The organism is Pantoea sp. Taur, from assembly GCF_009830025.1.
Taxonomy (GTDB): domain Bacteria; phylum Pseudomonadota; class Gammaproteobacteria; order Enterobacterales; family Enterobacteriaceae; genus Pantoea; species Pantoea communis.
The window spans coordinates 44,141-70,412 of sequence record NZ_SZZZ01000022.1 but is presented as its reverse complement, the minus strand read 5'-3'; the positions used below and the strand labels follow the sequence as shown (position 1 = coordinate 70,412).

Here is a 26,272-nt window from a genome sequence, read left to right as displayed (position 1 = left end):
GTCTTTATGAAAAAACATCTTATCGCCTGTTCTCTGCTTGCTCTGTTTGTCGCTACCGGCGCGCACGCTGCTGACAAATTACGCATGGGCATCGTGGTGAAAATTGGCGGTATTCCATGGTTCAACGCCATGGAAGCGGGCATCAAGAGTGAAGCGGCGAAACGCGGCATTGATGCATGGATGGTAGGCCCAACCGCCGCCGACCCTGCCCTGCAGGTGCGTGCGATTGAAGATTTGATTGCGCAGAAAGTCGACATCATCGGCGTAGTACCGAATGACCCGAAAGTGCTGGAACCGGTACTGAAACGTGCACGTGAAGCCGGCATTCAGGTGATCACCCACGAATCACCGGATCAGAAAGGCGCGAACTGGGACTTCGAACTGGTGGATGCCCCGACACACGGCATCAACCACATGAAAGCACTGGCGAAATGCATGCATGAAGAGGGCAAATATGCCATGTACGTCGGCAGCCTGACTGTGCCACTGCATCAACAATGGACCGATGCCGCGCTGAACTACCAGAAAGAACACTACCCGAAAATGCAGATGGTGACCGACAAGTTCGGCGTCGGCGAATCGCTGGATGACTCTATCCGTACCACTAACGAACTGATGTCCAAATACCCGGATCTGAAAGGCATTATGGCGTTCGGCTCACAGGGCCCAATCGGTGCCGGTCGTGCAGTGATGAACCGCAACAAGATTGATCAGGTGTGCGTCATTGGCGCCTTCAGCCCAGGCCAGGGTGCTTCACTGGTGCAGCGTGGCGCGATCAAAGGCGGCTACATCTGGAACCCGCAAACCGCTGGCGAAGTGTTCGTGCGTATCGCCGACATGATGCAGAAGAAAGAGCCGATCACCGACGGTATGACCATCGACGGTCTGGGCAAAGTGAAAGTTGACGAGGCGACCCACACCATCCTCGGTAACAACACCGAAAGCCTGGATAAAGAAAACCTGCCAAAACTGGTGAAAATGGGGCTGTAATGATGAAAGAGGTGATCCCACAGACGTTAATTGCGCTCGACAACCTGTCGAAAACTTTTGGTGGCAACCGCGCACTGAGCGATATCTCGCTGAGCTTACTGGCGGGCGAAGTGCACTGCCTGGCTGGCACCAACGGCTGTGGCAAGAGCACCTTAATCAAAGTCATTTCCGGGGTACACGCCCCGGACAGTGGCAGCCGCATTACCCTGGGTGATGGCCCGACCTTCCCGCGTCTGACCACCCGTCAGGCGCGTGATTTCGGTATCCAGGTGATTTATCAGGATCTGTCGTTGTTCCCGAATTTGAGCGTGGCCGAGAACATCGCCTTTGAGCACAACCTTAATGGCCTGCTCGGCTGGCACCGCAAGGCGAAGCTGCGTGAAACGGCAACCCGTATTATTGAAGAACTGAAATTCGATCTCGATTTGGATGAGAAAGTCTCGGCGCTGTCGATTGCTGCACGTCAGCAGGTGGCGATTTGCCGTGCACTGGTCGCTGATGCGCGTCTGGTGATCATGGACGAACCGACGGCTTCTCTGACCCGCACCGAAGTAAACCAACTGCTGCGCACTGTGCGCTACCTGAAAGACAAAAACATCTGCGTGGTGTTCGTCAGCCACCGTCTGGATGAAGTATTAGAGATTTCGGATCGCGTGACCGTGATCCGTGACGGACGCAAGATGGGCTGCTGGCCCGCTAAAGAGATGACGCCACATCATCTGACTGAACTGATGACCGGGCTGAAACTCGATTATCAACTGAAAGCGCCAACGCGTAATGCTGACCGCGCCATTCTCGAAGTCGAGAACCTGACACGCGCCGGTCAATACCATGACGTCAATTTCAAGCTGTATCAGGGCGAAGTACTCGGTCTGTGCGGCCTGCTCGGCTCCGGTCGTACCGAACTGGCGCTGTCGCTGTTTGGCATGACCAAACCCGATAGCGGCAAAATCTGGCTCGACAGCAAACCGGTGCGTTTCCGCAGCCATGAAGATGCTATCAAAGCCGGCATCGGTTATGTCTCCGAAGACCGCTTAACCCTCGGTCTGGTGCAGCAGCAATCGGTGGCCGACAACATGGTGCTGCCGATCCTCGACAAACTGCAAAACCGTTTTCACATCATCGACGAATACCGGAAGAACAAGCTGATCCTGCAATGGATTCAACAGCTCGGTGTGCGCGTGGCCGATCCCAATCTGGCGATCTCTACCCTCTCCGGGGGTAACCAGCAAAAGATTGTGCTGGCGAAATGGGTGCTGACCCAGCCGCGCATTCTGATTCTGGACTCGCCGACCGTGGGCGTGGATGTCGGCGCTAAAGCCAGCATCTATCAGTTGATCCACGAGCTGGCGAAGGAAGGTCTGTCGATCATTCTGATTTCCGATGAAGTGCCAGAGGTTTGGTACAACTGCGACCGCATTCTGCACTTCCGTGATGGCACCGTTCATGCCGAATACCAACCCGATACCGTTGAGCAAGAACAGCTGGCGGAGGTGATCAATGCCTGATTTTTCTCGTTTACGCCCGCACTCCAGTCAAGGCTGGCTGGCGTGGGTGCTGCTGGCTTTCATCCTGTTTTTCTCGGTGGCCAGCGACCAGTTCCTCTCCGTACAGAACCTGCTGGATCTGGCCGAAAGTTACGCGGTGACCGGTATTTTTGCCCTCGGCCTGTTTGTGGTGCTGGTGACCGGCGGGATCGATATCTCCTTCGCCGCCGTGGCGTCGGTGGTGCAATACCTGATCGCTTCGCTGTTTGTGCAGTTCCAGTTTGATAACGCGGCGCTGAGCATCCTGCTGGCGATTGTCTGCGGCACCACCTTTGGCGTGATTAACGCCCTGCTGATTACCTCGCTGCGCGTGGTGTCGATCATCATCACCATCAGTATGCAGTCGCTGCTGTTTGGTCTGCTGATGTGGGTGACCGGCGGTAAGAGCCTTTATTCCCTGCCGGACTGGTGGATCACGCTGCGCAGCGTGCTGCCCTTCACCTGGCAAGGCAACAGTTTCCAGATTGGTTTGCCGCTGATCACCATGCTGGTGATTGCCGGACTGACTGCGCTGTTGCTCAACAAAACTAACCTCGGCCGCCAGCTGTATGCGGTGGGCGGCGATGCGGAATCCGCACGTCGTATCGGGATTCGCGTCGGTCTGATTCACGTTTTCGCTTACGGCTGGCTCGGTGCGATGGCGGCGATTGGCGGCCTGGTGCAGGTGTATCGCATGGGTGAAGTGGTGCCGAATGCGTTAGTCGGTGGCGAGCTGGATGTACTGGCGGCCACGGTACTCGGCGGTGCCAGCCTGATGGGCGGTAAAGGTACGGTGAGCGGCACACTGATGGGCGTGTTCCTGATCGCCATCCTGAAGAACGGCCTCAACCTGATTGGCGTCTCCAACTACTTCATGAACATCGTGGTAGGCGGCGTGATCATGGTGGCGATTGCCGTCACTCACTACAAAAAACGTAAAGAAACTGACGTCAGTTTCGTCTGACAGGAGCATTCACATGAAATCACTCTCTGCTCTGCGTCCGGACGGCACCAATATTGGCCTGATGCTGCTGATTGCGCTGGCGCTGGCAATCTTCACCTTCATGCTGCCGGGCCGCTTTATGACCGACTCGACCTTTATGAGTATGGCGTTCCAGCTGCCGGAACTGGGCTTGCTGACGCTGGCAATGTTTATCGCCATCCTCAGCGGTGGCCTGAACCTGGCGATTATCGCTACCGCTAACCTGACCGCACTGTTTATCGCCTGGACGCTGATGAGCGCCCTGCCCGCCGATGCCGGCACCGGTCAGCAACTGCTATGGCTGTTTATCGCCATCGTCGGCGCAATGCTGATTGCTGCCTTTATCGGTGTCATCACCGGTGTGATGGTGACGCGAATTGGTGCTCACCCGATTCTGGTGACGCTGGCGACCATGATGACGCTGAACGGCATCGGCATCTGGCTGACCAAAGGTGCCGCTGTCAGCGGCATGCCATCGGTGGTGCAGGCACTCGGTTCCAACACGCTGTTGGGTATGCCGCTGCCACTGTGGGTGTTCCTGATTGCCGCTGCGCTGCTGGCGTTGTTCCTGGGTAAAACCCGCGCCGGTAAATGCATCTACATGGGCGGCAGCAACATTAACGCCACCTGGTTCAGCGGCATCAACACGCATCGCATGGTGGTACTGGTGTACGTCATCTCCAGCCTGCTGTGCGTGTTAGCCGGATTAATCATGATGGCGCGCTTTAACTCAGCGCGTATGGGCTACGGCGATGCGTATCTGCTGCTGACCGTGCTGGCGATTATTCTCGGCGGCACCGACCCGAACGGTGGCTTCGGCCGCGTTACGGGTGTGGTACTGGCGCTGATTGCCCTGCAAGTGCTCTCTACCGGTTTCAATCTGATGAACATCAGCCAGCACGTCAGCCTGGCGATGTGGGGCGCGGTGCTGATTGTGGTGCTGGCCTTCAAACAATTTAAAGCCCGTTTTAATGAACATCGTGCCGTCAAGCTGAGCAAGCTCGCTGCGGCCCTTAATCCTCTGACCGAAAAAAAGGAAGTCTAATGCGTATTCAAGTCTCCCCGTCGTTGATGTGTATGAATCTGATGGAGATCAAGCACCAGCTGGAAGTGCTGGACTCTCGCGCAGACTTCCTCCATATCGATATCATGGACGGTCACTACGTTAAGAACATCACGCTGTCGCCGTTCTTTATTGAGCAGATTCGTCCACACACCAAAGTGGCGCTGGATGTGCATTTGATGGTGGAACACCCGACCGACTTCATTGAAGTGATTGCCAAAGCGGGTGCCGACTACATCTGCCCACACGCAGAAACCATCAACCGCGATGCGTTCCGCGTGATCAATCTGATTCGCAGCTTTGGCAAGAAAGTCGGCGTGGTGCTGAACCCGGCCACACCAGTATCGTTTATCCATCACTATATTCATCTGCTGGACAAAATCACCGTGATGACCGTGGATCCTGGCTATGCCGGACAGCCATTCATCCCGGAAATGGTCGCCAAAGTGCAGGAACTGAAAGCCCTGAAGCAGCAGCATGGCCACAAATATCTGATTGAGATCGATGGTTCCTGCAACACGCGCACTTACAACACGCTGGTTGGAGCAGGTGCAGAAGTACTGATCGTCGGTACCTCGGGCCTGTTTAACATCCATGACGATCTGGCAACGGCCTGGGACATGATGCGTGACAGCATTGATGAAGCTCAGGGCCTGGCGAAGGTATCCGCATGATTCCACGCTGGCTGGGCATCGACATTGGCGGCACCGGCACACGTCTGCAGCTGATGGAAGAGGGACGCATCTGGTCCAGCTTCCGCAAGGTGCCGACGGCCAGCTGGGCGCAGCAGCCCGACGCATTGACGGCACTCGGGCAGTTAATCAGTGAAACACTGGAGCAGCAACCGGTGAGCGGCGTGATGCTGGGATTGCCCGGCATTCTCAGCCGCGATCGTCAGCAGGTAATTTCGCTGCCGTTTATTCAGGCGCTGGATCATCAGCCTGTGGCGGCGATCCTCACCGAGCGTCTTGGCGTGCCAGTGGCGATGGATAAAGATGTTAACCATCTGATGATGTGGGATTTAATGCAGCTCGAACAGTTGCCGGATATCGCGGTAGGTTTGTATCCCGGTACCGGTATGGGCAACAGCTTGTGGATCAATGGTCGCTTTTACCACGGCCAGCACGGCGGCGCGGGTGAATTGGGCCATGTGCCGATTGCCGGTAACGATCTACCCTGTCCGTGCGGCAATCGGGGTTGTGCGGAGACGGTGACTTCGGGCAATTGGTTGAGTCACTGGGCTAAGGCTCACGTGCCGAATACCGATATGTCGGCGCTGTTTACGCAACATGGCGACCATCCGGAGTTGCAGGCATTTGTTTATCGTTTGGCGCAGCTGATTGCCACCGAAATGAATATCCTCGATCCCGAATACCTGATTCTGGGTGGCGGAGTGCTGGCGATGGCGGACTTCCCGCTGGCGCAGTTACGCAGTCAGATTCAGCAGCATCTGCGTCCACCGGCCACGCGTGACAATTTGAAGATCGTGTTTAGTCAATCCACCGATCACACCGGCTGTCGCGGTGCCTGTTTAGCCGCCGAACGCCTGTTCAGGAGTGCATGATGAAAGGAAAAGTGTGTGTGTTTGGCTCGTTCAACCTCGACGTCGTCGCGGTGATGAACCGGTTCCCGATGCCGGGTGAATCACTGACTGCCCATAACAGCATGATGGGACCGGGCGGCAAAGGCGCAAACCAGGCCACGGCGGCGCTGCGTGCCGGGGCGCGCGTGCACTATATCGGCAAGGTCGGTAATGATGATTTTGGCACTTTCGCCCGTCGTCACCTCGAAAAAACCGGCTTTGATGCGATTACGCTGTTTACCTGTAAAGAGAAGCCTACCGGCAACGCACTGATTTATGTGGCCGGGGATGATGCTGAGAACATGATTTCGGTGTTCCCAGGCGCGAACACCACGGTGACGGCGGCGGAAGTGTCGCGCTGTCAGCCTACGGTAGCCGCAGCGGATATCTTGTTGGTGCAGCTAGAGAACAACCTGAATGCCATTCAGCGCATGATTGATAATGCGCGTGCGGGTGGCACCTTTGTGATTTTAAACCCGGCGCCGTGGCAAAAAGTGAGTGATGCACTGCTGGCGAAGGTGGATTTACTGACGCCCAATAGCACCGAAGCGATGCAGATTACCGGCGTAAAGGTGACGGATTTTGCCAGTGCGCAGAAAGCCGCAGAAGTGATGCACCGCAAAGGCGCGCGTCAGGTGATTATTACCCTGGGGATGGCGGGCGCCCTGTTGTCCAATGCGGAACAGCAGCCGCTGCGCATTCCGCTGTTCCCGGCACAACCGCTGGATACCACCGGCGCGGGCGATGCGTTTAACGGTGCGCTGGCAGCGCGTTTAGCGTCTGGCGATGAACTGCCACAAGCGGCTCTGTTCGCTTCGGCGTTTGCTTCGTTGTGTGTCGAGCGTTCTGGTGCGGCTAATTCAATGCCGTCGTACGCCGAAGCGCTGGCGCGTATGCAGGCACATCCGGAGTGCGTGCCCGAGCCGTTGGAAGTGATGGCTTGAATGACTGTGGGCGGCCATGAAAGTCGCCCTTAATGATGCACCGGTCAGGCTTTTAACCAACCTGCAATCTGCGCATATTGCAGCAGCATAATCGCTTTACCGTCGAGGATGCGGCCATCTTTCACCATCGCCAGCGCTTGCGGGAAAGGCAACTCCAGCACGGTAATCTCTTCATCTTCTACGCCACCACCGGCATTGGCGCGCATTGCATCGCTATACTCTGCCGCGAAGAAATGGACGATTTCTGTTACGCCACCCGGTGACATATAGGCTTCAAACAGCTTCTCGACCTTGCCGACCTCATAACCGGTCTCTTCGATGGCTTCTTTGCGGATGCAATCTTCCGGCGTGTCGTTATCCAGCAGCCCCGCGCAGGTCTCAATCAATTCACCGCTGGCATTACCGTTAACGTAAGTCGCAATGCGGAACTGACGAATCAGCAGCACGGTATTTTTATCGCGGTTATAAAGCAGGATGGTGGCGCCGTTGCCGCGATCGTAGACTTCGCGTTTGTGGCGGATGACTTCGCCGTTGCTACGGGTCAGTTCGTAGGTGAAGTTACGCAGGATAAAGTAATTATCTGACAGTAACTTATCTTTAATGATGTTGATCTTTAACGACATGGCCGCTCCACCGCTTAATGAGGGAGCCTGAGATAATAGGCGTTAGCGGCGGGGAAAACTATCTGAATTCGTGCGGCCAGTGCGCAATGATGGGCGAGAACGGTCGCGCAATACGTTGCGCCGCTACGACAGGGTGCAGGGAAAACTATCTGAATTCATGCGGCCAGTGCGCAATGATGGGCGAGAACGGTCGCGCAATACGTTGCGCCGCTACGACAAGGTGCAGAGAGAAGTAGCGGCGCGATTTATCGCGCGAATTGATGACAATGCGAAAATCAAAAACCGTTCTTCTGCTCGCTCATATCCGGCAGGTGATGCGCAATTCCTTTGTGGCAATCAATACAGGTTTGCCCATCCTCCACCGCTTTGCTGTGCATTTTTGCTGCCACCGTCTTCTGCGCGGTGAAATCCATATACTCGAAGTTGTGGCAGTTTCGGCACTCCTGCGAATTATTGTTCTTCATCCTGCGCCACTCATTCTGTGCCAGCTCGATACGCGTCTCTTCAAACTTCTGCGGTGTGTCGATCAGGCCGAAGATCTTGGCGTACACCTCTTTGCTGGCTTGCAATTTGCGCAGCATTTTCGGACCCCATTCGTGCGGCACATGGCAATCCGGGCAGGTTGCACGCACGCCGCTGCGGTTGTTGTAGTGCACCGTCTGCATATACTCCTGATACACGTTGTTGCGCATCTCATGGCAGCCAATGCAGAACTGCTCGCGGTTGGTCATCTCCATTGCGGTATTAAAACCGCCCCAGAAAATAATCCCACCGGCAAAACCCAAAATCAGCAGCGTGCCGAGTGCTAAGCGGCTGGGGCGTCGCCACCAGCGCCAGATGCGTAATAATCTCTGTTTCATTGATAACCTCACTGCCCAAAGCCGTTAGCCGGTTTAAAGGTGTTCTCCACCACCGGTTTAGCATCGGTTTGCGGGACGTGGCACTGCAAACAGAAGTAGCGGCGCGGCGATACCGTGCTGCTCACCAGACCATCGCGATCGGTAAAGTGTGTTGGGCTCACGCGCGGTGCGCCGGTGGTCAGGTAACTTTGCGTGCCGTGGCACTGCAGGCAGCGGTTGACGTTTTTCGTCACCTGGTAGCCATCGACGCTGTGCGGGATCACCGGCGGCTGATTCACGTAGTTCAGCGGTTTGCGGCTCTGCTCTTTCGGCTGATGGATCGTGCCCTGCTGCGTGGCCGTGACTTCCGGGGATTGTGTGAGATCCACGCCATGACCCGCGTAAACCACGCCGCCCAGCGTCAGGGCGGCAACGGTGATAAGAGTAAATAAGGGTTTCATTGCATCCTGCCTTAAATTTTGACCAGCTTAACGGCGCATTTTTTATAATCGGTCTGCTTCGATAGCGGATCGGTGGCATCCAGCGTGACGTTGTTGGCCAGCACGCCAGCATCAAAGAACGGCATAAACACCAGCCCTTTTGGCGGTTGATTACGTCCGCGCGTTTCGACCGTGGCGACGGTTTCGCCACGGCGTGACACCACGCGGACCTTCTCGCCACGGCGGAAACCGCGATCTTTGGCGTCCAGCGGATGGATATACAGCAGCGCCTGCGGCACGGCACGATGCAGCTCCGGCACGCGACGCGTCATGGTGCCGGTGTGCCAGTGTTCCAGCACGCGGCCGGTACAGAACCACATATCGTACTCGGCGTCCGGTGCTTCAGCGGGCGGCTCATACGGCAGGGCAAAAATGGTGGCTTTGCCATCTGGTTTGCCATAGAAACGTACGCCCTCGCCCGCTTTGACGTAGCTGTCAAAGCCTTCGCGGTAGCGCCAGCGCGTCTCTTTGCCATTCACCACCGGCCAGCGCAATCCGCGCGCTTCATGATAGGCATCGAATGGCGCCAGATCGTGACCGTGTCCGCGACCAAAGCTGGCATACTCTTCAAACAGACCTTTTTGGATGTAGAAGCCAAAATCGCGCGCCTCGTCGTTCAGTCGATCATCGGCCACTTCGCTCAACGGGAATTGATTAACCTGGCCATTGGCGTACAGCACGTCATACAAGGTTTTATCCCGCAGCTCTGGCTGTTGGGCAATCAACGCTTCCGGCCAGACCTCTGCCACGCGGAAACGCTTAGCGAAATTCACCATCTGCCACAGATCCGATTTGGCCTCACCCGGTGCTTTCACCTGTTGATGCCAGAACTGGGTACGACGCTCGGCGTTGCCGTAAGCGCCCTCTTTCTCCACCCACATTGCCGTCGGCAGGATCAAGTCCGCACACAAAGCACTGACGGTGGGATAAGGATCGGACACCACGATAAAGTTGCGTGCATCACGCCAGCCCGGCATGCGCTCCTGTGTCAGGTTCGGTCCCGCCTGCATGTTGTTGTTACACATCACCCAGTAGGCATTGAGCTTGCCATCTTTCAGCGCGCGATCCTGAGCGACCGCATGCAGGCCGATTTTGGCGGGAATGGTGCCCTGCGGCAGCTTCCACAGTTTCTCAGCCGTCGCACGGTGCTTATCGTTATTCACCACCATGTCTGCGGGCAGGCGATGCGAGAAGGTGCCGACTTCACGTGCGGTTCCGCACGCGGAGGGTTGCCCGGTGAGCGAGAAGGGACCGGTGCCGGGGCGCGAGATTTTTCCGGTCAGCAGATGGATGTTGTAGCACAGGTTATTGGCCCACACGCCGCGCGTATGCTGATTAAAGCCCATGGTCCAGTAGGAGACCACGTTGATGTTTGGGTCGGCATAGAGTTCGGCTAGCGCAATCAGCTGATCCTGTTCTACACCGCTCATCTCACTGGCTTTCTCTACCGTGTATTCGGCAACGAATTTGGCGTACTCGTCGAAGCTGATCGGCGTGGATTCGCCGCTATCCGGGTTTTTCGCTGAGGCTTGACGCGGATCGCTCGGGCGTAATCCATAACCAATATCCGTGACGCCTTTACGCAGCGTGACGTGATTCTGCAGGAAGGCTTTATCGACTTTGTTGTTCTGAATGATGTAGTTGGCGATGAAGTTAAGAATCGCCAAATCGCTTTGCGGCGTAAACACCATGCCGTTATCAGCCAGTTCAAAACTGCGATGACGGTAGGTAGAGAGCACGGCGACTTTAACGTTGTCATCGCTCAGGCGACGGGCCGTCAGGCGTGACCAGAGAATCGGATGCATCTCGGCCATGTTCGAGCCCCACAGCACAAAGGCATCGGCCACTTCGATGTCATCGTAGCAGCCCATCGGTTCATCCATGCCGAAGGTACGCATAAAGCCCACCACCGCCGAGGCCATGCAGTGGCGCGCGTTAGGATCGAGATTGTTGGTGCGGAAACCGGCTTTCATCAATTTAGAGGCAGCATACCCTTCCCATACCGTCCATTGACCGGAACCGAACATGCCGATGGATTCAGGCCCGTTGGCTTTTAGCGCCGCTTTGAACTTCTGTTCCATGATGTCGAAGGCCTGATCCCAGCTCACCGGGGTAAACTCGCCTTCTTTGTCGTAGTGGCCATCGGTCATGCGCAGCAACGGCTGCGTCAGGCGGTCTTTTCCGTACATGATCTTGGGCAGGAAATAACCTTTGATGCAGTTCAACCCACGGTTCACTTCCGCCTGCGGATCGCCCTGTGAGGCCACCACGCGTCCCTCCTGGGTGCCCACCAGCACGCCACAGCCGGTGCCACAAAAACGACACGGCGCCTTTTCCCAGCGGATCGGGGCGCCCAGTGCGGTCACGGCTTTGGTGACGCTAGGAATCGTAAGTCCTGCGGCCACTGCCGCCGCTGCGGCCGCATTGGCTTTCATAAATTCTCGACGACTGACTTTCATGATGCTTCCTTGTGACGATATTCCGTTTCGTCTTGCTGGTGATACACCAGAGAAACGGCCAATACATGCGGGATATTGCGGGTGGCTTCGATGTTATTCAGCAAGGCGCGACTATCAGCAGCACCCAGGGTCACGGCCAGCGTGCCGCGTGCGCTGTCTTCGGCGGCGATTTCGCAATCAGAAAGCAACAGCAATGCCTGCTTTACCGCCGGGATGGCGTGAGATCGCGCCTGGATGACCAGACCGCATACGTGCCAACTGCTTTCAGGGAGAATGGAGTGCGTCATGCGCTCACCTCGTTTAGCCAGCTTGAGATGAGGCGTAAAATACCCTGAGCTTTTGCAGGGCTATATCACCCGAAAGGTGTATATCCCGATGTGGGATCAAGGGAAGGACAATTGAAATGAAAACGGGGGCCAAAAGGCCCCCGTTGATGAGAATGGCTGCGATTAACGCGAGCTATCTTCCGCCAGCTTAGCTGCCCCATCATCCTGTTCGTCATGATGATGGTCGTGCTCTTTCATGGCTTCCGCATGCACGCGTTTGCTCACACCGAACCAGCCCAGCACCAGTACCACGGCAATCAGCGGGATGGATGCAATAGTGTAGGTACCGTTTGGATAATCAAACGCCATCAACACCAGCACGCTCACCAGGAACAGCAGCGTCAACCATGAGGTGAACGGTGCCCATGGCAGCTTGAAACTGACGTCTTCCGCTTTACCTTCTTTAATCGCTTTGCGCAGACGCATCTGGCACACCACGATAAAGCCCCAGGAAGAAATGATGCCCAATGAAGCCACGTTCAGTACGATCTCAAACACCTGCGATGGCACATAGTAGTTGAGCACCACACCGACCACGTACACCGCGATGGTAACGAGGATACCGGCGAACGGCACCTGCTGTTTGCTCATCTTCGACATGAACTGAGGCGCAGAACCGCCCATCGACATGGAGCGCAGAATACGACCGGTGGAGTACAAGCCCGAGTTGAGGCTCGACAACGCTGCGCTCAGCACCACGATGTTCATCACGCTACCAATGTAAGGCACGCCCAGTTTGGAGAAGAAGGTCACAAACGGACTCTGCCCTGCCTGATAGGCGTTCCATGGCAGCAGCAGTACCAGCAGCACCACCGAACCGACGTAGAAGAGACCAATACGCCAGATCACGCTGTTGATGGCTTTAGGCAGCATGGTTTTCGGGTCTTTACACTCCCCGGCCGCGGTGCCCACCAACTCAATCGAGGCGAAGGCAAATACCACCCCTTGCACCAACACCAGCGCCGGCAGCAAGCCGTGCGGGAAGAAACCGCCGTTGTCCGTGATCAGATGGAAGCCGGTGGTATTGCCGTCCAGCGGTTTACCGCTGCCCAGGAACACCACACCGACAATCAGGAACACCACGATCGCCAGCACTTTCACCAATGCGAACCAGAACTCCATTTCAGCGAACCACTTCACGCCGATCATGTTCATGGTGCCGACAATCGCCAGTGCGCCAAGGGCAAATACCCACTGCGGCACATCACCAAACGCGCCCCAGTAGTGCATATACAACGCAACTGCGGTGATATCCACGATACCGGTCATCGCCCAGTTAACGAAGTACATCCAGCCTGCCACGTATGACGCTTTTTCCCCGAGGAATTCACGTGCATAAGAAACAAAGCTGCCGCTTGATGGACGGTGTAATACCAGTTCGCCCAACGCACGGAGGATAAAGAAGGAGAAGATACCGCACACCAGATAAACCAGTGCCAGAGCAGGACCGGCCATCTGCAAGCGCGCGCCTGCGCCAAGGAACAGGCCGGTACCGATGGCACCGCCAATGGCGATCATTTGTACCTGACGGTTACCCATTGCTTTGTGGTAACCGCTGTCGTGGGAATTGAGCCAGCGTCTTTTCGCAGCGCGTTGTTCGGCTGCGGTTTTTTTAGTTGAATTCATAGCTTTCCTGTTTGTCCTGACCATCAATCATCGCCTGACCAATCGTTTGCGTGCGGCGGTGCGAAATGGGGTAAAACCCGCTACCGATACGGCGGAACGATGTCGCGCGGTGAGCCGGGAATTTACGGCGATGAATCCTACCCGTTCTGCATGAACGAAGCAAAAAATACCGTTTGGTTGCACGAGTTGATTTGTAAGAATCGGTCGCGGTGCACAAAAAAACCGGCCAGTGAATGGCCGGTAAAGGGGTGGCTACAGGGAAATACTACGGGAGGGGATTAACGGTAAATCTCTGCGGTGCCGCTCCACAGGCTGGAATCGCCTGGGTTTTGCACGCCAATTACGCGGTAATGGCTGGCGCCCATATCTTCCGCTTTCTGCGACAGCTGGCGGGTTGCATCATCGATGGAACCGCGAACGCCGCTGATAGAAACGGTACCGCTGCTTTGCAGGTTTTCCGCCTGCTCAGCACTTAAGGGTTGCGCGGCGAAGGCCGTGAAACTTGCGGTGGCAAGCAGTGCAGCAGTCAGAATGGCAATCGGTGTCTTCATCATTTGCTCCTGTTGTCGTCCGTTCATAAAAGTGATTACGCTGCAAATTATCAGCGAAGTAATGAAAAGCAGGCACAGCAGGCCGTAAAGCCGTTCAATAATTCGCCAGCTAACGACATGCAATCCAGGGAAAGGTAAAGAGAAGTGGATTTCTCTGCTAAAAGTAACCTGATGTGACGATTCCGGCTCGCTGTCTGCCTGACGCTGCCTTATAATCCCACGCTCTTATAAGGGTTTTATTGTGATAGTGAAACGTCCTGTTACCCGCACCATGGCCCGTGCCCTGAGCGCGATTGTGTTGTTGTCGCTGCTCACCACCGGCCTGGCGCTGTTAACGCTCTCCAGCAGTTTGCGTGATGCCGAAGCGGTGAATGTCGCCGGCTCACTGCGCATGCAAATTTACCGCCTTGCCTGGGATACCACGCGCGATCCGCAGCAGTTGACGCAGCACATCCAAATCTATCAGCAAACCCTCAGCTCACCGGCTCTGCAGCATCTGGAACGCCCATGGGTGCCGAAGGAAGTGGCCAGTCGCTATCGCTATCTGCGCGACAGCTGGCCGCAGTTGCAGCTAACGCTGCAGCCCGAGCGCGCGCAGATCTATCAGCAACGCGTTGCCAGTTACGTGAGTGAGATTGATCGCTTTGTGCTGGCACTGCAACATTACGCCGAACTGAAAATGCATCTGGTGGCGGCCAGCAGCCTGTTTGGTTTCCTGGCGATTGTGGCACTGGCGCTGTGGACCATCCGCTTTATCCGTCGCAATGTGGTACGCCCGCTGGATTCACTGGTTACCGCCAGCCAATACGTTGAGCAGGCGAATTTCAGCTTTCCACCGTTGTCCGTCTCTCAGACCACCGAATTGGGTGTACTGGCACAAGCTTTTACTCACATGGCTGAACGTCTGCACTCGCACTATCGCCTGCTTGAGCTGGCGGTGCGCAATAAAACGGAAGATCTGACGCAAGCCAACCGCACACTGAAATTACTCTATGAATGCTCGCAGGTCCTCACCAGTAGCCCACTTAATCCGGAATTGTTCCAGGGGTTGCTGCGGCTGGTTCAACGTCGTGAGGCGTTAACCCTATTGAGCATCACCAGCGACGGTATTGATTTTCAGGCCGGCGTGGCAGAGGAAGGTCTCGAATGGCATCGTTTGCCGCTGCAACAAGAAGATCAGTCACTCGGCGAACTGTGCTGGCAAACACGGCGAGCGCCTCCTGCCGATGAACTGATGCAAAGCCTGGCCAACATGCTGGCGCGTTCGTTATGGATTTGGCAGACGCAAAAACAGTACCAGCAGATGCTATTAATAGAAGAGCGATCCACCATCGCGCGTGAACTGCATGATTCGCTAGCGCAGTCGCTCTCCTTCCTGCGCATCCAGCTCACGTTGTTGCGCCGCAATGTCGATCACACCCAGCCCCAGGCACAATCGATTATTGCCGAGTTTGATCGCGCCCTGGCCGAGGCCTATCAGCAACTTCGCGAGTTACTGACGACCTTTCGTCTGACTATCGAACAGGCAGATTTAGTGCAGGCGATGCAGGCAATGATCGCCCCGTTGCAGGAACAGTCTCACGCCGCGATCGCCTTCGATTACCAATCGGGCCTGCAAACGCTGGATGCGCAACAGCAGGTGCATGTGCTGCAGATTGCACGTGAAGCCCTGCTGAACGCCATTCGTCACGCACAGGCGCAGCAAATCCATATTTTTTATCAGCGCGATGAAGACGCATTCCATTTGCTGACGATTGAAGATGACGGTTGCGGCATCCGTAGCCTGGAAGAACCGCCAGGCCATTACGGTCTGACAATAATGGCGGAGCGCGCTGCCCGGCTTTCTGGCAGCTTACTGATTACTCCCCGGACGCGCGGCACGCGCGTTACGCTGCGTTTCCCACCGCGACCGGCACACCGGCTGGCTTAACGCGATACACTTATGTTGAATGGACTTTGACTGGAGAATTTATGGCCCCCTCTTCCCTGACTATTATGATCGTTGACGATCATCCGCTGATGCGTCGTGGCATCCGCCAACTGCTGGCACTGGAACCACGTCTGGAAGTGGTGGCCGAAGCCAACAACGGTACAGAAGCGCTGGCTGAAGCACGTCGCCTCTCGCCCGATGTGATATTGCTCGATCTGAACATGAAAGGCATGTCGGGTTTAGATACCCTTAAAGCCCTGCGCCATGAAGGGATCGCTTCGCGCATATTGGTGCTGACCGTTTCCGACGCACGCAATGATATTTACGCCATGGTCGATGCCGGCGCTGATGGCTATTTGCTGAAAGACAGTGAGCCGGAATTATTGCTGGCGCAGGTCATGCGCGGTGCAATGGGTGAGAATGTGTTTAGTGAAGTGGTGGCAGAATATCTGGCAACGCGCCAGCCGAGCGCCAATCCTTTCAAACAACTCACCGAGCGTGAACTGGATGTGTTGCAGGAAGTGGCGCGCGGGTTATCCAATAAAGAGATTGCCGCCACCTTGCATATTTCCGAAGAAACGGTAAAAGTGCACATCCGCAATCTGCTGCGTAAACTGGACGTTCGTTCACGCGTCGCCGCCACGGTGCTCTGGCTCGAGAGCCGCAATGTGTAGCAGCGCACAGAAAACCAGCACGACATTTACACTTTCTCCATAATTTATCCACGATTCTCTAATTTGCGCCGCGTACAGTAGGCAGCAGCAGGAGTTTTCGGGATAGCACCTTGCACTCCGCCGACGTGAAGCCGATCGCGCTTCACGTTTTACATAATAAAAGTAAAAAATACGCAGCTGAGGAGTGTCGGTTCCATGTCGAATTTTTTTATCGACCGCCCCATTTTTGCCTGGGTTTTGGCTATTTTGCTTTGTCTTTGCGGCACACTAGCGATCATCTCCCTGCCCATTGAGCAGTATCCCGACCTAGCACCGCCTAACGTGCGTATTACTGCCAATTATCCCGGTGCCTCTGCGGAAACGCTGGAGAACACCGTTACCCAGGTTATCGAACAGAACATGACCGGTATAGATAACCTGATGTATATGTCCTCAAACAGCAGTAACACGGGTCAGGCGCAAATCACCCTCACCTTTACCGCTGGCACCAATCCTGATGAAGCCCGCCAGCAGGTACAAAACCAGCTGCAATCCGCACTGCGTAAATTACCCGCCGCCGTTCAATCTCAGGGCGTCACGGTGAATAAAACCGGTGACAGCAATATCCTGATGATTGCGTTTGTCTCTACCGACGGAAGTATGGATAAACAGGATATTTCAGATTATGTCGCCAGTAACATTCAGGATCCGCTGAGCCGCATCGATGGTGTGGGTCAGGTTGATGCCTATGGTTCACAATACGCGATGCGTATCTGGCTCGATCCTAACAAGCTGATTGCCTATGCGCTGACCACCGATGACGTGGTGACGGCGATTGAATCGCAGAACACCCAGGTGGCGGTCGGCCAGGTTGGCGGCTTGCCATCGGTGGATAAACAAGCGCTCAATGCCACCGTCAATGCGCAGTCGATGTTGCAAACCCCAGAGCAGTTCAAAGCCATCACGCTGAAAACCAATAGTGACGGCTCGGTGGTAACGCTGGGCGATGTGGCTGACGTAGCAATGGGGGCGGAAAAATACGACTTCCTCAGCCGCTACAACGGTCAGGCGGCGTCCGGTCTCGGTATTAAGCTGGCGTCCGGCGCCAACGAAATGAACACCGATAAGCTGGTGCGCGCACGTGTGGAAGAGTTGTCACATTACTTCCCGCACGGGCTGGAAGCCAAAATCGCCTACGAAACTACGCCGTTTGTGAAAGCCTCGATCACCGACGTGGTGAAAACGCTGCTGGAAGCGATTCTGCTGGTGTTCCTGGTGATGTATCTGTTCCTGCAGAACTTCCGCGCCACACTGATTCCGACCATTGCCGTACCGGTGGTGCTGCTCGGCACCTTCGCGGTGCTGTATGCCTGCGGATTCAGTATCAACACGCTCACCATGTTCGCCATGGTGCTCGCCATCGGCCTGCTGGTGGATGACGCCATCGTGGTGGTGGAGAACGTTGAACGCATCATGAGTGAGGAAGGACTTTCACCGCGCGCCGCCACGCGAAAATCGATGGGACAGATCCAGGGGGCGCTGGTGGGCATTGCGCTGGTGCTGTCGGCGGTATTCGTACCGATGGCCTTCTTCGGCGGCACCGTGGGCGCTATCTATCGCCAGTTCTCGATCACCATCGTGTCGGCGATGGTGTTGTCGGTGTTGGTGGCGATGATTCTGACGCCAGCCCTGTGCTCGACGCTGCTCAAACCTCTTGAACAAGGCCATCATCATGGACGTCGCGGCTTCTTTGGCTGGTTTAACCGCAACTTTAATGCCAGCGCGGAACGCTACGAACGCGGAGTCGCGCGTATCTTAATGAAGGGCGGGCGCTGGCTGGTGCTCTATCTCGGCATCATCGGCGTAATGGCGTTTCTGTTTATCAAGCTGCCGACCTCGTTCCTGCCGCTGGAAGATCGGGGCGTGTTCCTGACGCAGGTGCAGCTGCCGCCGGGCGCGACCTTGCAGCAGACCTCCAACGTGGTGGCGAAAGTTGAAAACTATTACATGACCGCCGAGAAAGACAACGTGCTGTCGGTGTTCTCAACCATCGGTGCCGGTCCGGGTGGTAACGGCCAAAACGTGGCGCGCCTGTTTGTACGCCTGAAAAACTGGGAAGAGCGTCCAGGCAGCGACCGTACCTCATTCGCTATCATCGATCGCGCCACCAAAGCCTTCCATAAAATCAAAGAGGGCCGCGTGATCGCCAGCAGCCCACCGGCGATTACCGGCATGGGCAGCTCCTCCGGTTTCGATATGGAGCTGCAGGATCACGGCGGTATTGGTCATACCCAGTTGATGGCAATGCGTGACAAGCTGCTGGAGTTGGCCGACAGCAATCCGGCCCTCTCTCGCGTGCGTCACAACGGCCTGGATGACAGCCCGCAGCTGCAAATTGATGTCGATCAGCGCAAAGCGCAGGCGCTGGGCGTTTCGCTCGACACCATCAATGACACGCTGACCACCGCATGGGGCTCAACCTATGTGAATGACTTCCTCGATCGCGGCCGCGTGAAGAAGGTGTATGTGCAGGCCGCAGCGGAATTCCGCATGCTGCCAGGCGATATCAACAAATGGTACGTTCGCAACAGTAGCGGCACTATGGTGCCCTTCTCCGCCTTCGCCACCAGCCGTTGGGAAACCGGTTCGCCGCGTCTGGAACGTTACAACGGCTACTCTTCACTGGAGATCGTCGGCGAGGCAGCCAATGGCGTCAGTAGCGGCACCGCGATGGATGTGATGGAGAAACTGGTGGGGCAACTGCCGTTAGGCGTTGGCTTCCAGTGGACCGGAGCCTCTTATCAGGAACGTCTCTCCGGTTCACAGGCGCCTGCGCTATATGCTATTTCGCTACTGGTGGTGTTCCTGTGTCTGGCCGCACTGTATGAGAGTTGGTCGATTCCATTCTCCGTGATGCTGGTGGTGCCACTTGGCGTGGTGGGTGCGCTGGTGGCAACCTGGATGCGCGGACTCGAGAACGACGTGTACTTCCAGGTTGGCTTGCTCACCGTGATTGGCTTGTCGGCGAAGAACGCCATCCTGATCGTGGAATTCGCCAATGAGATCAACAGCAAAGGACGCGAGCTGATGGAGGCGACGCTGGAGGCCTCACGTCAGCGTCTGCGCCCGATTCTGATGACGTCGCTGGCCTTTATCTTCGGCGTGCTGCCGATGGCGATCAGTAGCGGCGCCGGTTCCGGCAGCCAGCATGCGGTCGGAACGGGCGTCATGGGCGGCATGATCTCCGCGACGATATTAGCGATTTTCTTTGTACCGCTGTTCTTTGTGCTGGTGCGTCGTCGCTTCCCGTTAAAAGAGAAGTCACACGATTAAAGCCTAAAATAAAACGGGGCCGCGATATTCGCAGCCCCGTTGTTATTAGGATTGAATTACAGCAAGTTGGGAGTGCCCTGCTTTTCTCTTCGCGATTACTTACTACGTAACATCGCTTCAATAAATTCTTTCCAGTTCCCCAATTCGGTGTCGACCATCATACCCTCTCTTATTGTAGTGGTGATTCTACGCCGATTTTTTCTACAGGTGAATACGTTTCCACCACTCAACACTATCGGCAAAAGCGCAAAAAACCTTCAATTTGTCGAAAATGTGTACTGACGCACATTTCAGCAAACCGTTAACACCACAGGGAAAAATCACCTGCGTTTTCGGGTAGCACATTTTTTTGATTAGGATAATTCTTAGGAGACTGATGATGCCACCAGGAACTATTCAGGACGTTAATGAAAACGTTTACTGGACCTAATTAATAGAATTGATAACGCTGAAATTATCATTAAAAAACAAATAAAACGCAGCGCCTAACGCCGCAGAGGTCACAGCCAGCAGAGCGCTATGGTAAACTCGCGCTTTATTTTTCACAGGATGGGAACAGGCGATGACAGCGCAGTGGGTGATGTACGGAATTAAAAATTGCGACACCATAAAAAAAGCACGCAACTATTTAGCAGAATCCGGCACCGACTATCGTTTTCACGATTATCGCGTGGATGGCATCGATGACGCGCTACTGCAATCGTTTATCGATCAGCTTGGCTATGAAGTGCTGCTGAATACGCGCGGTACCACCTGGCGTAATCTGCCAGAAGCGGAGCGTGCAGCCGTCACCGATGCGGCCAGCGCGAAAGCCGTGATGCTCGCCCAGCCTGCCATTATCAAACGTCCGGTATTGTCTGCCCCTAACGGAGACTTGCTGGTCGGTTTCAAAGATTCCCTTTATCACGCGTTTATCCAGGAGAAGTCATAACATGTTCTGTCCGGTCATTGAGCTGGCTCAGCAGCTAATTCGTCGTCCGTCACTGAGTCCGGATGATGCCGGTTGTCAGGCGCTGTTAGTGGCACGTCTGGAAGCGATTGGCTTTACGGTCGAACAGATGCACATCGGCGATACCCTGAACTTCTGGGCCACACGTGGTCAGGGCGAAACCCTGGCGTTTGCCGGTCACACCGATGTGGTGCCGCCGGGTGATGCCAATCGCTGGATCAGCCCGCCGTTCGAGCCTTCGATTCGTGATGGCATGCTGTTTGGTCGTGGTGCCGCGGACATGAAAGGATCGCTGGCGGCGATGGTGGTGGCTGCAGAACGTTTTGTCGCGGCTAATCCGCAACATAAAGGACGTCTGGCATTTCTGATCACGTCCGATGAAGAAGCCAGCGCGGTTAACGGCACGGTGAAAGTGGTTGAGCGTTTGATGGCGCGCAACGAGCGCATGGATTACTGCCTGGTGGGCGAGCCTTCCAGTACCGAAATCGTTGGCGATGTGGTGAAAAACGGTCGTCGCGGTTCGATGACCGCCAATCTCACCCTCCACGGTGTGCAGGGCCACGTGGCCTATCCGCATCTGGCCGATAACCCGGTGCATCGCGCGATGCCAGCACTGAATGAGCTGGTGGCCACCGAATGGGATCAGGGCAACGAATTCTTCCCGCCCACCAGCATGCAGATTGCCAACGTGCAGGCCGGCACCGGCAGTAATAACGTGATCCCCGGTGAATTTTTCGTGCAGTTCAACTTCCGCTTCAGCACCGAACTCACCGATCAGATGATCAAAGAGCGTGTTGCTGCCCTGCTGGATCGCCATCAGTTGCGTTACACACTGGAGTGGAATGTTTCCGGTCAGCCGTTCCTGACCTCGCGCGGCAAACTGGTTGATGCCGTGGTAAATGCTGTCGCGCACTATAATGAAATTAAGCCACAGTTACTGACCACAGGCGGCACCTCAGACGGACGCTTTATCGCGCGGATGGGTGCGCAGGTCGTGGAACTGGGCCCGGTGAATGCCACCATTCATAAAATCAATGAGTGCGTGAAAGCGTCAGATTTGCAGATGCTGAGTCGTATGTACCAGCGCATCATGGAACAGCTGATCGCTTAAGTAAGCACGCTAAAGGAGCAATGGGATGGAATTCTTTAAAGAGTACTGGTGGATCTTAGTGATCCTGCTGATGGTCGGTATTTTAATGAACGTTTATAAAGACTTAAAACGTATCGATCACAAAAAGTTTATGGACAATAAACCGGATTTACCACCGCATCGCGACTTTAACGATAAATGGGACGATGACGACGACTGGCCGAAGAAAAAATAATTGCGGTTAATCTCCTCCCTGTAACGTAGCGGCGTGATGCGCCGCGCATCTGATAGCGAAGTCGCTATAGAATTGCGCGATTAATCTCGCCGTTACGTTAAGAGCAACCCTCGCTGTTCAACCATCACATCATCATGATGACATCATCATCGCCCGGTTTAGCCCCGCTGAGCGCCTCGTCAAAGTAGCGACGCGGAATGGTATAACGCAGATGATTCAACGCCAGTTGCATGCTGCGATCATCAATGGCATGCGGCAAATCATCCACCACATCCAGCGTCACATCCCCACCCAGTGCGGTTAACCGTTGCATTGCGGCTTCGGCATGCTCCAGCGGGATCTGCTCATCATAATCACCGTGGATCAGATGAATGGTATTACGAGAGCTGACGCGCTCCGGCAGCGTGCTGTAACGACCGCTAAACACAATCGCGCGTCCTGCCAGATCGGCATGGGCTTTGACGCCTTCCAGTACCATGGTGCCGCCCTGCGAAAAGCCAACCAGCGCGGTAGCTTCCGGCCGGACACCCGATGCCTGCTGCCAGTGACGCACCGATTCCACAAACATCGGCATCACGGCATTCACGCCCTGCTGTTCCGAGCGGTCATGCGCGGGAATATCCGCAAACCATTGGCGACCCTGCGGCTCACTAGCCGGATAGGGCGCACCCACTGAGACAACGAACGCCTCCGGAAACGCTTTGGCGAACCAGTTGCCGACTTGCGCCATCGAATCAGGATTGTCATTCACGCCGTGATACAGCAAAAATAGCTGCGCAGCGTGTGTCGGTTGCTGAACAATTACATATCGTAGTGCCATAAGATCCTCCTCAAATCACTATACGCCGCTGAGGCGGGAGTGATATTGGGAAAATTTGAACGAGATAATGGATTTATTGCAACGATGCCAACTGCTGCTGCCACTGTTCCGCCCGGCTGGCATCACACTGAATCAATGCTTCAGCCGTCTCCTGGCGTAAGCGTTGCACCAGGGCTTTGCGACCACTGAGACCGGCTTGCTGTGTTGCAGCACTAAGAGGTTGTTTTTGCACAAGGATGGCTTCGAGGATCGGTTGTGGTGATGCTCGCACCAGGCGCTGCAACGCGGCATAGCTCGCCTCATAAGGCCGTTGCGCCCAGGCAAATCCTGCCAGCAGCGGCCAGTCATCCTCGCTCAGTGTCTGAGAGTGATTGGTCGTCTTGAAGGGAACATCAATAATGTCACGCAACCACACCGCGTCACGCGCAAATCGCTGTGCCGCCTGCTGCTGCAGTTGTTCTCCGGCAGGCGTTAAGGGACGTATCGCCATCGCCGCATAGCAGCCACTGCTGGCTTCACGCTGTGAGCCAATGCGTACCAGAGTAAAGCCACAACGCTGCCAGAACTGCCAGAGCGATTCGGTATAGCCAAAACTCACCGAAAGGAAATCGCATCCTTTCGCCTGCTGCTGTGCCATGGCCACCAATGCGCTGCCAATACCGCGCTGTCGTTGTGCGGCTAACACGGCAATGCGACTGATACGCTGCGAGCGCAAGGTGGCGGCTTCTGCAAATCCCGCATGGGCTGCCAGTGACTGTGCGACCAGATTGCCGCGCGGACGGCGCAACCCCGCCCAGACGGCATCAGCCAGCGGATTGTCTAACCCCCCCTCTTCCACCAGCCACAGTGCGCCGACAATATTTTCTGGCGTTCCTGCCAGCCAGAAGCGCATGCCGGGGGCATCCAGCATGCGCCGCAGGTCAATGGGAGAAGTGCGATAATGGGCGCTCGCCAGCAGACGGTAGCCCGCTTCCAGTGCTTCTTGCTCTGGTTTGGCGGGGAAAATCGTTATCTCGCCGTTAGGTCCGCTTTCTATCGCATCCTCAAACAACAGCGCCTGGCTTAGCCACTGCTCCAGTGGATCGTGCGCTGACCAGCGCAGTGGTTCATCAAGCTGGAAATAACGCACCTGTGGCAGGGTGGCGCAGAAGCGCAGCATAAAGCCGCGCCCGGTGCCTTCGTAACCCTGCACGGTAGTGATCATCAGCACACGGGGGAAACGCTGCACTAGCTGCTGCAACAACGGTGCTGGAATCGCGGCTGCTTCATCAACAATCAGCCACTGCACTGACGGCTCAGCGTCCATCGCGAGAATGGCATCCGGCGCCATAAAACGAAAATGTTCACCGGCAAACGATGCCAGCACCTCAGTGGAAACTTTGGCCGGTGCCGTCACCAGGCAGTGCTGATTATGCTTGGCCAGCATCCCGGCCAGCGCCGATTTGCCACGTCCACGTGCAGCCGTGATCACCGCCACGCCGGAGGGCATCTTAAGCAGCTGCTGCAGGATCCGCGCCTGCTGCTGTGGTGCCTGGCAGTGCCAATCGGGTAAGTCCTGTAAGGCAGGAGTACGCGCAGGCTGGTGTGGGTGCTGTAATTCGGGTACGCGCTCACATTGATGCTGATGCAGTAATTCAGATGCGCGCTCAGGTTGATGCTGATGCAGTAATCCGGATTCGCGCGCAGGCTGGTGTTGCTGCAGCAATTCGGGTGCGCGCTCATGCTCATGCTGGTACTGATGCTGATGCTGATGCTGATGCTGATGCTGATGCTGATGCTGATGCTGCAATATGACCTGCGGATCCTGTTCAATCAGCTGCTGCAGATGGCGAATAAAATGAGGCGTGGCGATCGGTTCGCCAACATCGGCCCAGCGCAGGCTGTCGCAGTCCGGTTGCGTGGCCCAGTCTTGCCACGGCGGCGTCAGTAACAACAACCAGCTTCCCGCACGCAACGTGCCCGCTAACGCCGCAAAGGCCTCCGCATGGAAACCGCTGCGCGCATCGAAAATCGCATGCTGGAATTCACGACCCAGCAGCGTGCGCAGAGCTGCAGGCGCCACGCGCTGGGGGAAATCATCGCTGTCGCTGAGCGTGAGCCAGTCGCCGGACAGCGCTGCACGCCACTCAACTACCTGCTGCAACGCCCAGTCAGCTTCACCGGCGATCACACACAAGCGACGAATGCCCGCTCGCTGCATCGCGGCGGTGATATCAACTAACGACATCAGTTGGCGGCGAAGGTGTTGCAGTCGCCCGGGTTTCCGCTGTCAAAACCGCGTTTGAACCAGGTATAGCGCTGTTGTGAAGTGCCGTGTGTGAAGCTATCCGGCACCACGCGGCCCTGGCTTTTCTGCTGCAACCGGTCATCACCAATCGCTTCTGCGGTATCCAGCGCTTTCTTGAGGTCGCCCACTTCCAGCATATTTTGCTGCTGCACATAATGGCCCCACACGCCGGCAAAGCAGTCTGCCTGCAACTCCATTTTCACCGACAGCTGATTGGCCTGTGTCTGAGTGGCACCCTGCTGCATCTGACGCACTTTAGGCTCGATGCCCAGCAGCTTCTGGATGTGGTGGCCGACTTCATGGGCAATCACATAGCCCTGCGCAAAGTCACCACCTGCACCCAGCTTGGTTTTCATATCATCGTAAAACGACAGATCGATATAGACGGTTTGATCCGCCGGACAGTAAAACGGCCCCATCGCCGACTGGCCAGTGCCGCAGCTGGTTGATGTGTAGTTGCGGTACATCACCAGCTTAGGTGGCACATACTGTTTGCCCATTTTCTGGAACAACGTGCCCCAGGTCTCTTCGGTGGTGGCGAGAATCACCTTAGTGAATTTGGCATCCTCATTATCCTGCGCAGAGTTCACCGGGCGCTGTTGCTGTTGTGTCACCGGCGTGCCGCCTTCCAGCAGCGCGGTGAGGTCGTAACCGTAATAACCCGCCACGGCCACCACAATCAGCAGAATGATGCCGCCCTTGCCGCGTGGAATGCGGATTTGCCGACCGCCGCCGCCCAATCCGGGTGAATCATTGCGACGATCTTCTACATTGTCGCTTTCACGACGACCTTGCCAGCGCATGGCTCGCTCCTGTTAAAAGGTTTTGCATGATTTTAGTTGGCGGCATCGCTAATCACCAGCGTTGCGGCGTTAGCGTCGCGAGATTGAGAGAAAGGAGGCGTATTAGATAACGTGCAGGAAGGTAAAAACAGAAAAGGCCGTCACCGATGACGACCTTTTAT

General features: G+C 55.8%; 24 protein-coding genes. 13 read left to right on the top strand and 11 right to left on the bottom strand.

Going from position 1 to position 26,272, the window contains the following annotated elements:
• Positions 1–6 precede the first annotated feature (6 nt).
• From FD744_RS21905 to FD744_RS21875, 7 genes are read left to right on the top strand one after another with little or no spacing between them, the layout of a single operon-like run.
• Entirely contained in the window at positions 7–990 is a 984-nt protein-coding gene (locus FD744_RS21905) for a substrate-binding domain-containing protein (protein ID WP_160869385.1), read from the top strand.
• Positions 991–992: 2 nt separating this feature from the next.
• Entirely contained in the window at positions 993–2,498 is a 1,506-nt protein-coding gene (locus FD744_RS21900) for a sugar ABC transporter ATP-binding protein (protein ID WP_160869393.1), read from the top strand.
• The gene (locus FD744_RS21895; protein WP_034825832.1) at positions 2,491–3,480 is read left to right on the top strand and encodes an ABC transporter permease; all 990 of its coding nucleotides are present in this window, start codon (positions 2,491–2,493) and stop codon (positions 3,478–3,480) included. The genes FD744_RS21900 and FD744_RS21895 overlap by 8 nt, the downstream gene beginning before the upstream one ends.
• A 13-nt stretch (positions 3,481–3,493) precedes the next feature.
• Positions 3,494–4,543 carry an ABC transporter permease gene (locus FD744_RS21890; RefSeq protein ID WP_058959087.1) on the top strand — a complete coding sequence of 350 codons (1,050 nt, stop codon included), beginning with the start codon at positions 3,494–3,496 and terminating at the stop codon, positions 4,541–4,543.
• Entirely contained in the window at positions 4,543–5,235 is a 693-nt protein-coding gene (gene alsE, locus FD744_RS21885; RefSeq protein WP_038645526.1) for a D-allulose 6-phosphate 3-epimerase, read from the top strand. Before FD744_RS21890 ends, alsE begins: the two co-directional genes overlap by 1 nt.
• Positions 5,232–6,125, top strand: a complete 894-nt coding sequence (alsK, locus tag FD744_RS21880; protein ID WP_038645524.1) for an allose kinase — start codon at positions 5,232–5,234, stop codon at positions 6,123–6,125. Before alsE ends, alsK begins: the two co-directional genes overlap by 4 nt.
• Entirely contained in the window at positions 6,125–7,087 is a 963-nt protein-coding gene (locus FD744_RS21875) for a ribokinase (RefSeq protein ID WP_034825823.1), read from the top strand. The genes alsK and FD744_RS21875 overlap by 1 nt, the downstream gene beginning before the upstream one ends.
• Positions 7,088–7,131: 44 nt before the next feature.
• On the opposite strand, the gene nudK is transcribed toward FD744_RS21875, so the two are convergent.
• The 7 genes from nudK to FD744_RS21840 all read right to left on the bottom strand — a co-directional run bounded on the left by nudK (position 7,132) and on the right by FD744_RS21840 (position 14,011).
• The gene (gene nudK, locus FD744_RS21870; RefSeq protein ID WP_097118572.1) at positions 7,132–7,710 is read right to left on the bottom strand and encodes a GDP-mannose pyrophosphatase NudK; all 579 of its coding nucleotides are present in this window, start codon (positions 7,708–7,710) and stop codon (positions 7,132–7,134) included.
• A 275-nt stretch (positions 7,711–7,985) separates the two neighbouring features.
• On the bottom strand, positions 7,986–8,570 hold the full coding sequence (gene napC / locus FD744_RS21865; RefSeq protein ID WP_034825804.1) for a cytochrome c-type protein NapC: 585 nt from the start codon (positions 8,568–8,570) through the stop codon (positions 7,986–7,988).
• 8 nt (positions 8,571–8,578) lie between these two features.
• The gene (napB, locus tag FD744_RS21860) at positions 8,579–9,010 is read right to left on the bottom strand and encodes a nitrate reductase cytochrome c-type subunit (RefSeq protein ID WP_045814877.1); all 432 of its coding nucleotides are present in this window, start codon (positions 9,008–9,010) and stop codon (positions 8,579–8,581) included.
• A gap of 11 nt (positions 9,011–9,021) precedes the next feature.
• A complete protein-coding gene (gene napA, locus FD744_RS21855) occupies positions 9,022–11,508 on the bottom strand; it encodes a nitrate reductase catalytic subunit NapA (protein WP_160869383.1) in 2,487 nt (828 codons plus the stop codon).
• Positions 11,505–11,795: a chaperone NapD gene (locus tag FD744_RS21850; protein ID WP_045814879.1), complete on the bottom strand. Its 291-nt coding sequence runs from the start codon at positions 11,793–11,795 to the stop codon at positions 11,505–11,507. Before FD744_RS21850 ends, napA begins: the two co-directional genes overlap by 4 nt.
• A 162-nt stretch (positions 11,796–11,957) precedes the next feature.
• Entirely contained in the window at positions 11,958–13,460 is a 1,503-nt protein-coding gene (ansP, locus tag FD744_RS21845; RefSeq protein WP_160869381.1) for an L-asparagine permease, read from the bottom strand.
• A 278-nt stretch (positions 13,461–13,738) separates the two neighbouring features.
• Positions 13,739–14,011: a YdgH/BhsA/McbA-like domain containing protein gene (locus FD744_RS21840; RefSeq protein WP_058959094.1), complete on the bottom strand. Its 273-nt coding sequence runs from the start codon at positions 14,009–14,011 to the stop codon at positions 13,739–13,741.
• A gap of 241 nt (positions 14,012–14,252) precedes the next feature.
• Between FD744_RS21840 and narQ the strand changes: the two genes are divergently transcribed.
• The 3 genes from narQ to acrD all read left to right on the top strand — a co-directional run bounded on the left by narQ (position 14,253) and on the right by acrD (position 19,927).
• Complete coding sequence (gene narQ / locus FD744_RS21835; RefSeq protein ID WP_160869379.1) at positions 14,253–15,941, top strand: nitrate/nitrite two-component system sensor histidine kinase NarQ; 1,689 nt, start codon at positions 14,253–14,255, stop codon at positions 15,939–15,941.
• Between the two features lie 41 nt (positions 15,942–15,982).
• Positions 15,983–16,615 carry a response regulator gene (locus FD744_RS21830; RefSeq protein ID WP_058959096.1) on the top strand — a complete coding sequence of 211 codons (633 nt, stop codon included), beginning with the start codon at positions 15,983–15,985 and terminating at the stop codon, positions 16,613–16,615.
• A gap of 195 nt (positions 16,616–16,810) precedes the next feature.
• The gene (gene acrD / locus FD744_RS21825; RefSeq protein ID WP_034825785.1) at positions 16,811–19,927 is read left to right on the top strand and encodes a multidrug efflux RND transporter permease AcrD; all 3,117 of its coding nucleotides are present in this window, start codon (positions 16,811–16,813) and stop codon (positions 19,925–19,927) included.
• Between the two features lie 95 nt (positions 19,928–20,022).
• Here the strand turns inward: acrD and ypfM are convergent, their stop codons facing one another.
• Positions 20,023–20,085, bottom strand: a complete 63-nt coding sequence (gene ypfM, locus FD744_RS26000; protein WP_141399026.1) for a protein YpfM — start codon at positions 20,083–20,085, stop codon at positions 20,023–20,025.
• A gap of 404 nt (positions 20,086–20,489) precedes the next feature.
• On the opposite strand from ypfM, the gene FD744_RS21815 reads away from it, so the two are divergent.
• From FD744_RS21815 to FD744_RS21805, 3 genes are read left to right on the top strand one after another with little or no spacing between them, the layout of a single operon-like run.
• Positions 20,490–20,858 carry an ArsC family reductase gene (locus FD744_RS21815; RefSeq protein ID WP_034825783.1) on the top strand — a complete coding sequence of 123 codons (369 nt, stop codon included), beginning with the start codon at positions 20,490–20,492 and terminating at the stop codon, positions 20,856–20,858.
• Position 20,859: 1 nt separating this feature from the next.
• Positions 20,860–21,987, top strand: a complete 1,128-nt coding sequence (gene dapE / locus FD744_RS21810; protein ID WP_160834309.1) for a succinyl-diaminopimelate desuccinylase — start codon at positions 20,860–20,862, stop codon at positions 21,985–21,987.
• A 25-nt stretch (positions 21,988–22,012) separates the two neighbouring features.
• Positions 22,013–22,201 (top strand): YpfN family protein, encoded by a 189-nt coding sequence (locus tag FD744_RS21805; protein WP_034825779.1) that lies wholly within the window; start codon positions 22,013–22,015, stop codon positions 22,199–22,201.
• A 124-nt stretch (positions 22,202–22,325) separates the two neighbouring features.
• Here the strand turns inward: FD744_RS21805 and ypfH are convergent, their stop codons facing one another.
• The 3 genes from ypfH to FD744_RS21785 form a co-directional block, all read right to left on the bottom strand.
• Positions 22,326–23,021 carry an esterase gene (gene ypfH, locus FD744_RS21800; protein ID WP_034825777.1) on the bottom strand — a complete coding sequence of 232 codons (696 nt, stop codon included), beginning with the start codon at positions 23,019–23,021 and terminating at the stop codon, positions 22,326–22,328.
• 73 nt (positions 23,022–23,094) lie between these two features.
• Positions 23,095–25,248: a tRNA(Met) cytidine acetyltransferase TmcA gene (locus FD744_RS21795; RefSeq protein ID WP_237449443.1), complete on the bottom strand. Its 2,154-nt coding sequence runs from the start codon at positions 25,246–25,248 to the stop codon at positions 23,095–23,097.
• A complete protein-coding gene (locus FD744_RS21785; protein ID WP_058959102.1) occupies positions 25,248–26,111 on the bottom strand; it encodes a neutral zinc metallopeptidase in 864 nt (287 codons plus the stop codon). Before FD744_RS21785 ends, FD744_RS21795 begins: the two co-directional genes overlap by 1 nt.
• Positions 26,112–26,272: the final 161 nt, after the last annotated feature.

Bases quoted from the DNA above. Each gene is read 5' to 3' on its own strand.
- FD744_RS21905 (WP_160869385.1), top strand. From the start codon at position 7: ATGAAAAAACATCTTATCGCCTGTTCTCTGCTTGCTCTGTTTGTCGCT.
- FD744_RS21900 (WP_160869393.1), top strand. From the start codon at position 993: ATGAAAGAGGTGATCCCACAGACGTTAATTGCGCTCGACAACCTGTCG.
- FD744_RS21895 (WP_034825832.1), top strand. From the start codon at position 2,491: ATGCCTGATTTTTCTCGTTTACGCCCGCACTCCAGTCAAGGCTGGCTG.
- FD744_RS21890 (WP_058959087.1), top strand. From the start codon at position 3,494: ATGAAATCACTCTCTGCTCTGCGTCCGGACGGCACCAATATTGGCCTG.
- alsE (WP_038645526.1), top strand. From the start codon at position 4,543: ATGCGTATTCAAGTCTCCCCGTCGTTGATGTGTATGAATCTGATGGAG.
- alsK (WP_038645524.1), top strand. From the start codon at position 5,232: ATGATTCCACGCTGGCTGGGCATCGACATTGGCGGCACCGGCACACGT.
- FD744_RS21875 (WP_034825823.1), top strand. From the start codon at position 6,125: ATGAAAGGAAAAGTGTGTGTGTTTGGCTCGTTCAACCTCGACGTCGTC.
- nudK (WP_097118572.1), bottom strand. From the start codon at position 7,710: ATGTCGTTAAAGATCAACATCATTAAAGATAAGTTACTGTCAGATAAT.
- napC (WP_034825804.1), bottom strand. From the start codon at position 8,570: ATGAAACAGAGATTATTACGCATCTGGCGCTGGTGGCGACGCCCCAGC.
- napB (WP_045814877.1), bottom strand. From the start codon at position 9,010: ATGAAACCCTTATTTACTCTTATCACCGTTGCCGCCCTGACGCTGGGC.
- napA (WP_160869383.1), bottom strand. From the start codon at position 11,508: ATGAAAGTCAGTCGTCGAGAATTTATGAAAGCCAATGCGGCCGCAGCG.
- FD744_RS21850 (WP_045814879.1), bottom strand. From the start codon at position 11,795: ATGACGCACTCCATTCTCCCTGAAAGCAGTTGGCACGTATGCGGTCTG.
- ansP (WP_160869381.1), bottom strand. From the start codon at position 13,460: ATGAATTCAACTAAAAAAACCGCAGCCGAACAACGCGCTGCGAAAAGA.
- FD744_RS21840 (WP_058959094.1), bottom strand. From the start codon at position 14,011: ATGAAGACACCGATTGCCATTCTGACTGCTGCACTGCTTGCCACCGCA.
- FD744_RS21830 (WP_058959096.1), top strand. From the start codon at position 15,983: ATGGCCCCCTCTTCCCTGACTATTATGATCGTTGACGATCATCCGCTG.
- acrD (WP_034825785.1), top strand. From the start codon at position 16,811: ATGTCGAATTTTTTTATCGACCGCCCCATTTTTGCCTGGGTTTTGGCT.
- FD744_RS21815 (WP_034825783.1), top strand. From the start codon at position 20,490: ATGACAGCGCAGTGGGTGATGTACGGAATTAAAAATTGCGACACCATA.
- dapE (WP_160834309.1), top strand. From the start codon at position 20,860: ATGTTCTGTCCGGTCATTGAGCTGGCTCAGCAGCTAATTCGTCGTCCG.
- FD744_RS21805 (WP_034825779.1), top strand. From the start codon at position 22,013: ATGGAATTCTTTAAAGAGTACTGGTGGATCTTAGTGATCCTGCTGATG.
- ypfH (WP_034825777.1), bottom strand. From the start codon at position 23,021: ATGGCACTACGATATGTAATTGTTCAGCAACCGACACACGCTGCGCAG.
- FD744_RS21795 (WP_237449443.1), bottom strand. From the start codon at position 25,248: ATGTCGTTAGTTGATATCACCGCCGCGATGCAGCGAGCGGGCATTCGT.
- FD744_RS21785 (WP_058959102.1), bottom strand. From the start codon at position 26,111: ATGCGCTGGCAAGGTCGTCGTGAAAGCGACAATGTAGAAGATCGTCGC.